The sequence below is a fragment of the Angustibacter speluncae genome (assembly GCF_054777815.1).
This window is the reverse complement of record NZ_BAAHAF010000108.1, coordinates 1-9,164: the sequence shown is the minus strand read 5'-3', so window position 1 is coordinate 9,164 and position 9,164 is coordinate 1. Positions and strand designations below refer to the sequence as shown.

Annotated in this window: 8 protein-coding genes and 1 tRNA gene; 7 read left to right on the top strand and 2 right to left on the bottom strand. The window is 75.5% G+C overall.

Annotation, left to right across the window (positions count from 1 at the left end; all coding sequences use genetic code 11):
- Window positions 1-96: 96 nt before the first annotated feature.
- Complete coding sequence (locus ACYVKY_RS13410; RefSeq protein WP_460435494.1) at window positions 97-1,011, bottom strand: zinc metalloprotease; 915 nt, start codon at window positions 1,009-1,011, stop codon at window positions 97-99.
- A 348-nt stretch (window positions 1,012-1,359) separates the two neighbouring features.
- Here ACYVKY_RS13410 and ACYVKY_RS13405 point away from each other — a divergent pair, with 348 nt between their 5' ends.
- Window positions 1,360-2,409, top strand: a complete 1,050-nt coding sequence (locus ACYVKY_RS13405; protein WP_460435493.1) for a hypothetical protein — start codon at window positions 1,360-1,362, stop codon at window positions 2,407-2,409.
- Between the two features lie 63 nt (window positions 2,410-2,472).
- On the opposite strand, the gene ACYVKY_RS13400 is transcribed toward ACYVKY_RS13405, so the two are convergent.
- Window positions 2,473-2,559 (bottom strand) — tRNA-Leu (locus ACYVKY_RS13400).
- 259 nt (window positions 2,560-2,818) lie between these two features.
- On the opposite strand from ACYVKY_RS13400, the gene ACYVKY_RS13395 reads away from it, so the two are divergent.
- The 6 genes from ACYVKY_RS13395 to ACYVKY_RS13370 all read left to right on the top strand — a co-directional run.
- The gene (locus tag ACYVKY_RS13395; protein WP_460435492.1) at window positions 2,819-3,529 is read left to right on the top strand and encodes an FhaA domain-containing protein; all 711 of its coding nucleotides are present in this window, start codon (window positions 2,819-2,821) and stop codon (window positions 3,527-3,529) included.
- Complete coding sequence (locus ACYVKY_RS13390; protein ID WP_460435491.1) at window positions 3,526-4,026, top strand: FHA domain-containing protein; 501 nt, start codon at window positions 3,526-3,528, stop codon at window positions 4,024-4,026. Before ACYVKY_RS13395 ends, ACYVKY_RS13390 begins: the two co-directional genes overlap by 4 nt.
- 4 nt (window positions 4,027-4,030) lie before the next feature.
- Window positions 4,031-5,422 (top strand): PP2C family protein-serine/threonine phosphatase, encoded by a 1,392-nt coding sequence (locus ACYVKY_RS13385; protein ID WP_460435490.1) that lies wholly within the window; start codon window positions 4,031-4,033, stop codon window positions 5,420-5,422.
- Window positions 5,422-6,831 carry an FtsW/RodA/SpoVE family cell cycle protein gene (locus tag ACYVKY_RS13380; RefSeq protein WP_460435489.1) on the top strand — a complete coding sequence of 470 codons (1,410 nt, stop codon included), beginning with the start codon at window positions 5,422-5,424 and terminating at the stop codon, window positions 6,829-6,831. Before ACYVKY_RS13385 ends, ACYVKY_RS13380 begins: the two co-directional genes overlap by 1 nt.
- On the top strand, window positions 6,828-8,282 hold the full coding sequence (locus ACYVKY_RS13375; protein ID WP_460435488.1) for a peptidoglycan D,D-transpeptidase FtsI family protein: 1,455 nt from the start codon (window positions 6,828-6,830) through the stop codon (window positions 8,280-8,282). The genes ACYVKY_RS13380 and ACYVKY_RS13375 overlap by 4 nt, the downstream gene beginning before the upstream one ends.
- 9 nt (window positions 8,283-8,291) lie before the next feature.
- A partial coding sequence (locus ACYVKY_RS13370; protein ID WP_460435487.1) for a serine/threonine-protein kinase occupies window positions 8,292-9,164 on the top strand: 873 nt, incomplete at its 3' end.

Sequence of the window (9,164 nt, the reverse complement as noted above, 5' to 3'; positions counted from 1 at the left end):
CGGGTGTCGCGCTTCCCCGGGTCGCTGCTCGCACCGGGGTCGGCGCCGGCCCTGCAGCGCTTCGCGGTGCCGACGGCGTCGCTGCAGAAGTAGCGGTCAGCCCTCGCAGGCGATCTCGCCCAGGGCGCGCAGGCCGGCCAGGTCGCCGGCGCCGAACCGGGTGATCAGCCCGCTGTTCTCGGCGTGCATCAGCTGCGTCGGGTCGTCGACGTGGTCGAGGCCGACCAGGTGACCCACCTCGTGGGTGAGGATCGCGACCACCTGCTGGCGCCCGTCCGAGCGGCGCAGCAGGGCCTCGGCTCCCGGTCCGTCGAGCACCACCTCGCCCGTCCGCAGGTAGCTGCTCCCGCCCGCCCGGGCCGCCGGCACGCTGCGCGCGTACCCGGCCACCCGGCCCTCGAGCGTGGGGGACTCGACCGGGTCGGACCACGCGACGAGCACCGGGTCCCACTGCCCGAAGCCCATCGGTGCCACCGCGGCGTCGTCCCATGGCCCGCGCGACGTGGTCCCCACGCGCTGGAAGGTCAGGCCCGTCACCGCGGCCACCGAGGCGATGGCCTCGTCGACCATGGCGTCGCCGTCCGGCGGGGCGCCCTCGGGTCGGACCTCGAACCGGATCGGGGTGCACGGGTCGTAGCCGATCGGCTCGCCGGTGACCGGCTCGGTGTGCAGGAAGACGTAGGACGAGCTGGTCACGCCACCGGTGCCGGTCGCCGTGCCGGCCGCCGCCGTCGCGTCGTCCGCGCGGCGGTCGAGGACGACGAAAGCCCCCACGGCCACCACCGCGAGCGCGACCACGGCGGCGAGCACTCGCCGGCCGCGGCGGCGGGGGCGCAGCCGGGTCACCGCGGCGAGGCGCGTCGGACCTGGCTCCCAGGACCGGAACCGGGTGTCGGCCGGCGGCCGGCCGGCGGCCTCGTCGAGCACCCACTGCGGGATGCGGCCCGAGGGCGAGGTGGGCAGGGACCGCGGCAGGTCGTCGGGCGGGAGCTGGTGGACGGGGCCGGGCACGTGGATCTCTCCCGAGGGTGGGGTGCTGGTGGTCGCGGAGGACCCGCGCGGCAGCGCGCCCCCCCGCACCTGCATCGGCACGTCCGCGGGTGTCCTTCACCCCGTCGTCCCTTCCGCAGACCGTGCCGTCGGTGCAGGATGCCCTGCACGGTGGCCGACGGCGGTCGGCCGCCGAGCCACGTCGGACGGAGCTGCCATGGTCCTCGGTGCCAAGGGGGACAGGCCCGCCCGGGACGGGTCCTATCCCGGCGAGGTGGTCGCCGGCTGGGTCTGGCTCGGCGAGGTCGGGGGCTGGGCGTCGGTCGACGACACGCAGGCCGAACGGGTCGCACCGGAGCGCGACGGGGCATGACGGCCCTCTGGCGGCGCGTGCTGCACGGTCTCGCCGAGCTCGGCCGGCAGCCGCCCGGGCCGGACCCCGCCGCCGAGCCGGACGCGGCCGCGGAGCCCGATCCGGCGCCGGCGCCGACCGAGGCCGCCCGGTGGGACACCGCGAGCAGCGAGGTGCGCAAGACCGCGGCCTGGCTCGCGAGCGCGACCGGCGCGGTCGGTGCGGCGGTCTTCGGCGCCGGTCCGCTCGTCGACGACACCGACGTCGGCTCCTGGGACACCACCCGCTGGGTGCTGGTGCTGACCTGCGCCGTGGTGGGTGTGCTCGGCGTGGTGGCGGTCGTCGGGCGCCTCGTCACGGCGATGCTGCCCGTCGAGCACACGGTCGACTCGCTGCCACGGGACCTCGTCGCGCGCATCGAGCGCGAGCCCGCGTCGTACCTGCCCGGCGACGCGCGCACCGTGGCCGACTTCCAGGACCGGCTGCGCGCGTACTCGCGAGCGGCCGCTGCGCTGACCGCGCAGGCCCGGGCCGAGACCCGCCCCGAGCAGCAGGCCGAGCTGCGGCGGCAGGCGCAGGTGCAGACGGACAACCGCGACGTCTACCGACGTGCCCGCACCGAGCTGCTCGACCTGGCCAAGTACCGCTCCGAGGCCGCCCGGCTCGGCGGGGCGCGGACGGCGACCTGGTTCGCGGTCGCTGCCGTCGCCGCCGTCGTCGGCGCGACCGGCTTCACCTTCCTCACCCACGACGCCGAGGACGCGGACGCCGGCACCCCGCCGCAGCTCGCCGACCTCGCCGTCCGACCGGGGCTCGACGCCGAGGACCTGTGGACGCGGCTCGGCGTCGAGGACTGCCTCGTCGACGGCTCCGACTCCCTGCCCGTCCTGTTCCTGGGCAGCGAGGACGGCGACCCGGTGCGCCACGAGGTGCAGACCCTCGGCCGGGCGGTCGGGTGCGACCCCTCCCGGTTCACGATCGGCGACGACGTCGTCACGGTCGTCGTGCCGCAGCCGGAGGAGATCACCGTGGTGCCACCGAGCACGGCCCCGGGCTCGGACGACTGACGCCGGACCGCCGGCTGGTGCAGAAACGACGACGGCCGCCCCCACCGGGGACGGCCGTCGTGGTGGTGCGCGAGGGGGGAGTTGAACCCCCACGCCCTTTCGGGCACACGGACCTGAACCGTGCGCGTCTGCCTATTCCGCCACTCGCGCAAGCAGCGCCGAAAGGCTAGCACGCAGCGCAGGGCCCCTCGAACGCATACCGGGGCGTCGGGACGGACGCGCGCGCGGCCCTGGACGGCGTCCCGGGCACGAACCCTCCACGAACCGCCTGCAGCGCGTCCACGGCGCAGATGGGTCCCGGCCGGGCGGCCCCGTTAGCATCGAGCGCGACCGGCACCGTGCCGGTGCCGTCGTCGTGCCCGCGCACCGCGGCGGGCCCGCCGCGACGCACGCGACCAGAGGAGGTGCCGTGGGAGTCCTCGACCGGTTCGAGAAGGGTGTCGAGCGCGCCGTGCACGGCGTCTTCGCCAAGGCGTTCAAGAGCGAGGTGCAGCCCGTCGAGCTCGCGAGCGCCCTGCGCCGCGAGGCCGACACCTCGGCCGCCGTCGTCGCCCGCGACCGCACGCTGGTGCCGAACGCCTTCCTGATCAACCTCGGCAGCGCCGACTACGAGCGGCTCACGGCCTGGGAGGACTCCCTGGTCGACGAGCTCGCCGAGGCCGTCACCGCGCACGCCCGCCAGCAGCGCTACTCCTTCGTCGGCCCGGTCACCGTGCGGTTCGAGGAGGACGAGGACCTCGACACCGGCGTCTTCACCGTCCGCGGCGCCCGGGTGAAGGGCCGGGTCGCGCCCGCCACCTCGGCCACCGCGACCGCAGGCCACCCGGTGCTCGACGTCGACGGCCGCAAGTACCAGCTCACCGGCACCCGCACCGTGCTCGGCCGCGGCTCCGAGGCCGACATCGTCGTCGACGACCCGGGCGTCTCGCGCCAGCACGCCGAGATCCGGCTCGACGGCGCCACCGCCGTGCTGCGCGACCTCGGCTCGACCAACGGCACCTTCGTCGACGGCGAGCGGGCCGGCACCGCCCGCCTCGTCGACGGCAGCACGATCACGATGGGCCGCACCCGGATCCGGTTCTCCTCGCGGACGGAGCGGACGGAGGACGAGTACCGGTGAGCCAGCTGACGCTGCTGCTGCTGCAGCTCGGGTTCCTCGTGCTGCTCTGGCTGATGGTGCTGAGCGTCGTGGGCGTGATGCGCCGCGACCTGTTCGGCACCCGAGTCGTCGCCCGCAAGCCGGCCGGCGGCGGTCGGCGCGCCCGCGCCGAGGCCCCCGCCCAGGAGCGCCGGCAGGAGCCGGCCCGGCAGGCCCCCCGCCCGACCGCGCCGACCCGGCTCGTCGTGGTCGAGGGCTCGCTGCGCGGCACCACCCTGAACCTCGGGCAGGCGCCCGTGCTCGTCGGGCGCTCGCCCGAGTGCACGCTGGTGCTCACCGACGACTTCGCCTCCGGACGGCACGCGCGGCTCGTGCCCGTCGAGGGCGGCTGGGCCGTCGAGGACCTCGGCTCCACCAACGGCACCGTGCTGGACGGCGCGCCCCTCGGGCAGCTCACCGCCGTCCAGGCCGGGAGCCGCCTGACGATCGGCCGCACCGTCATCGAGCTGCGGAGGTAACCGGGTGGCCATCGCCCTGCGCTACGCCGCCCGGTCCGACATCGGCCTGGGCCGGTACAAGGAGAACCAGGACTCCGGGTACGCCGGACCCCACCTGCTCGTCGTCGCCGACGGCATGGGCGGCAACGCCGGCGGCGACGTCGCGTCCTCGCTCGCGGTCGGCCGGCTGGCCGCCCTCGACGGCGAGTCGCACGGGGCGGACGCGCTGCAGCACCTCGAGCACGCCGTCCGCGGCGCCGCCGTCGCCGTGCGCGACCGCGCGCGCGAGCAGCCCGAGCTGTCCGGCATGGCCACGACCGTCACCGCGCTGCTGCGCTCCGGCGACCGGCTCGCGCTCGCGCACATCGGCGACTCGCGGGCGTACCTGCTGCACGACGGCCAGGTCACCCAGGTGACCTCCGACCACACCTTCGTCCAGCGCCTGGTCGACGAGGGACGCATCACCGCGGAGGAGGCCGAGCGGCACCCGCAGGGCAACATCGTGATGCGGATGCTCGGCGACATCGACGGCAACGACGACATCGACGCCTCGGTGCGCACCGCGGCGGTCGGCGACCGGTGGCTGCTGTGCTCGGACGGCCTGTCCGGCTTCGTCAGCCTCGACACCATCGCCGAGACCCTGCGCGACGTGCCCGACCCGGGCGAGTGCGCCGACCTGCTGGTGCAGCTCGCCCTGCGCGGCGGCGGCGCCGACAACATCACCGCGATCGTCGCCGACGTGGTCGACGCCGGCAGCGCCCCGGCGACGAACCCGCAGGTGGTCGGCGCCGCGGCCCGCGAGCGGCAGCGGCAGACGTCCGCCGCGCCCACCACCGCCGCCGCCAAGGCCGCCGCGCTCACCCGGGCCGCCGAGGACGACGACGACGAGGACGACCTGCGCGACGACGACCTGCGGCCGAGCCGCGGCACGATCGCGCGCCGCGTCCTCGGCGGGCTGCTCGTGCTGGCCGTGCTCGCAGGCGGGCTGTACGGCGCGTGGGTGTGGAGCCAGCGGCAGTACTTCGTCGGCGTCGACGGCGACCAGGTCGCGATCTACCGCGGCCTCGGCTCCGACCTCGGCCCGCTCGAGCTCTCGCAGGTCGACGAGCGCACCGGCCCGCCGCTGGAGGCGCTGCGTCCGGTCGACCGCGACGCCGTCGAGCGCGGCATCGGCGCCGACGACCTCGCCGACGCGCGCCGCACCGTGGCGAACCTGTGGAGCGGCTCGAGCGAGTGCGAGCCCGAGACGGTCGTCGTGCGCCCCAGCCCGAGCAGCAGCCCCGGCCCGACCACCACCGCCGGCGGCACCGCCACCACCCCGGGTGCGCCGCCCGCCACCACGGCCGCGCCCACCCCGACCCCCACGCCGACGCCGTCCACGTCGACGCTCCCGCTCCCCGACGAGTGCGAGGGCTGATGGTCGTCGTCAGCGAGCACGCGCCGCGCACCCGCCGCAACGTCGAGCTGGTGCTGCTGGTCGTCGCCGTCGCCATCTGCGCCGGCGCCTACGGCATCGTCGGCGCCGCGGTCGACGGCGCGTTCCCGGCCCGGTTGTGGTCGTACGGAGCGGGTTTCGCGGTGGCGGCGCTGGCCGTGCACGTCACCCTGCGCCTGCGTGCGCCGTACGCCGACCCCGTCGTGCTGCCGATCGCGTTGACCATCAACGGCATCGGGCTCGCCATGCTCTACCGCATCGACCTCGCCCGGGCCGGCAACGACAGCTTCAACCCGCTGGCCGGACGCCAGCTGGTGTGGACGTTCGTCGGGGTCGCCCTGTGCGTGGCCGTGCTGTGGCTGCTGCGCGACCACCGGCTGCTGCGCCGCTACACCTTCACCGCGATGGTGGCCGGCCTGGTGCTCCTGGCGCTGCCGATGCTGCCGCTCATCGGCACCGAGATCAACGGCGCGCGCATCTGGATCCGGCTGGGCCCCATCGGGTTCCAGCCCGGCGAGCTCGCGAAGATCGTCCTCACCGTGTTCTTCGCCGGGTACCTGGTGACCCAGCGCGACAACCTCTCGCTCGCCGGCCGCAAGGTGCTCGGGCTGCAGCTGCCCCGCGGCCGCGACCTCGGCCCGATCCTGATCGCGTGGCTGGCCAGCGTCGGCGTCCTGGTGGTCGAGCGCGACCTCGGCACCTCGCTGCTCTTCTTCGGCGTCTTCGTCGCGATGCTCTACGTCGCCACCGAGCGGGTCAGCTGGATCGTCATCGGCCTGTCGCTCTTCGTCGCCGGCGCGGTCGTGGCCTGGCGGCTGTTCGACCACGTGCAGGGCCGCGTCTCGGCCTGGCTCGACCCGTTCTCGCCGGAGGTCTACGACCGCGAGTTCGGCGGCAGCTACCAGCTGGTGCAGGGCCTGTTCGGCATGGCCAACGGCGGTCTCGCGGGCACCGGCCTCGGCCGGGGCACGCCGACGCTCGTGCCCTACTCCGAGAGCGACTTCATCTACGCCGCGCTCGGCGAGGAGCTCGGCATGGCGGGGCTGTTCGCGCTGCTGTGCCTGTACATGGTGCTCGTGCAGCGCGGCCTGCGCACCGCCATCGGCGTCCGCGACGGCTTCGGCAAGCTGCTGGCGGCCGGCCTGGCGTTCACCATCGCGCTGCAGTGCTTCGTGGTCGCGGGCGGCGTCACCCGGGTCATCCCGCTGACCGGCCTGACGATGCCGCTGCTCGCGTACGGCGGGTCGTCGCTGGTCGGCAGCTGGATCATCGTCGGCCTGCTGCTGCGCATCTCCGACTCCGCCCGTCGCCCCGCGCCCGCGGTCGCGACGGCACCGGCCGACGCCGGCGCCACCCAGGTCGTCCGCACGGTCGGGGGTGACGGCGCGTGAACACCCCCCTGCGCCGCCTCGGCGTCGTCGCGCTGCTGCTGTTCGCCACGCTGCTGGCGAGCACCACGTGGACGCAGTTCGTCTCGGCCGGCGACCTGCGCGCCGACTCGCGCAACTCGCGCACGATCCTGGCCGAGCTCAGCCGCGAGCGCGGCCCGATCGTGGTCGGCGACGAGCCCGTCGTCACCTCGGTGCCCGTCGACGACCGGTACGAGTTCCAGCGCACCTACAGCCAGGGGCCGCTCTACGCGCCGGTCACCGGCTACTACTCGATCGTCTACGGCGCGACCGGCATCGAGTCGGCCGAGTCGCGCCTGCTCGCCGGCACCGCCGACGAGCAGTTCTTCACCCGGTTCGCCGACACCGTCTCCGGGCGCGAGCCGCGCGGCGCGACGGTCGAGCTCACCCTCGACCCCGCGGTGCAGCAGGCGGCCTGGGACGCGCTGGGCGACCAGCGCGGCGCCGTCGTCGCCCTCGACCCGGCGACCGGCGACGTGCTGGCGATGGTCTCGAAGCCGTCGTACGACCCCCAGACGCTCGCCGGACACACCCGCGCCGACGTCACGAACCAGTGGAACGCGCTGCTCGCCGACGAGACCGACCCGCTGACCAACCGCGCGATCGGCGGCAACCTGTACCCGCCGGGCTCGGTGTTCAAGGTCGTCACGGCCGCCGCGGCGCTGGAGTCCGGCCGCTACCAGGAGTCGTCGGTGCTGCCCGGCCCCGCCGAGCTCGACCTGCCGCAGACCTCGTCGAACCTGCCGAACTCGAGCGGACGCGCCTGCGGGGCCAACGACGAGACGACGCTGACCGACGCGCTGCGCACCTCGTGCAACACCGCGTTCGGGTACCTCGGCATGGAGCTCGGCGGCGCGGCGGTCAAGGACCAGGCCGAGAAGCTCGGCTTCGAGACCGACCTGCGGATCCCGCTGCGGGTCAGCCCGAGCACGATCCCGGACGACCTGAACCCCCCGCAGGAGGCGCAGACCGGCATCGGGCAGTACGAGACCCGGGTGACGCCGCTCGAGGTCGCGATGGTGAGCGCCGCGGTCGCGAACGGCGGCGAGCTGATGCAGCCGAACCTCGTCCGCGAGGTGGTGGCCCCCGACCTCGACGTGCTGCGCGCGTCCAGCCCGACGTCGATGGGCGAGGCGATCTCGCCGGAGACGGCCGCCGCCCTCACCCGGATGATGCAGGCGGTCGTCGAGGACGGCACCGGCCGCGCCGCGCAGATCGACGGCGTCAGCGTCGCCGGCAAGACCGGCACCGCCCAGCACGCGAAGGGCCAGCCGCCGCACGCGTGGTTCACCGCGTTCGCCCCGGCCGACGACCCGCAGGTCGCGGTCGCGGTCGTGGTCGAGTCCGGCGGGTCGGCCGGCGACGAGGCGAGCGGCGGCCGCACGGCCGCGCCGATCGCGAAGGCCGTCATCGAGGCGGTCCTGAACCGATGAGGACCACCGATGCGACCTGAGCCCGGCGCCCGGCTGGGCGAGCGCTACGCCCTCACCGACCGGATCGCGGTCGGCGGGATGGGTGAGGTCTGGCGCGCCCGCGACGAGGTGCTCGGCCGCGACGTCGCGATCAAGGTGCTCAAGGCCGAGTACACCGGTGACGCGGGGTTCCTCGAGCGCTTCCGCGCCGAGGCCCGGCACGCGGCCGCCCTCTCGCACCCCCACATCGCGGCCGTCTACGACTACGGCGAGGTGCCGGACGACGCCTCGCCGGGTGCCTCGCACGCCTACCTGGTGATGGAGCTCGTGCCCGGCGAGCCGCTGTCGTCCGAGCTGGCGCGCGAGGGCGCGCTGCCGCCGGACCGGGTGCTCGACCTGCTCGGCCAGGCCTCGCTCGGGCTGGCCGCCGCGCACGCCGCCGGCCTGGTGCACCGCGACGTCAAGCCGGGCAACCTGCTGGTCACGCCCGACGGCCAGGTGAAGGTCACCGACTTCGGCATCGCCCGGGCCGGCGACCAGGTGCCGCTCACCGCCACCGGCCAGGTGATGGGCACCGCCGCGTACCTCGCCCCCGAGCAGGCGCTCGGACGTCCGGCCACCCCCGCCAGCGACGTCTACGCGCTCGGCGTCGTGGCGTACGAGGCGCTGACGGGTCGGCGGCCCTTCGGCGGCGAGTCGCCGGTCGCGCAGGCGATGGCCCACGTGAACGACACCCCGCCGCCGCTGCCCGGCGACCTGCCGCAGCCGGTGCGCGCGCTGGTGCAGGGCGCGATGGACAAGCAGGCGTCGGCCCGTCCGGCCGACGGGGCGGCGTTCGCGGCGGCGGCGGGCCAGGCCCGCGCCGGCCGGGTGCCCCACTGGGACGCGCGGCCGGGGGCGACC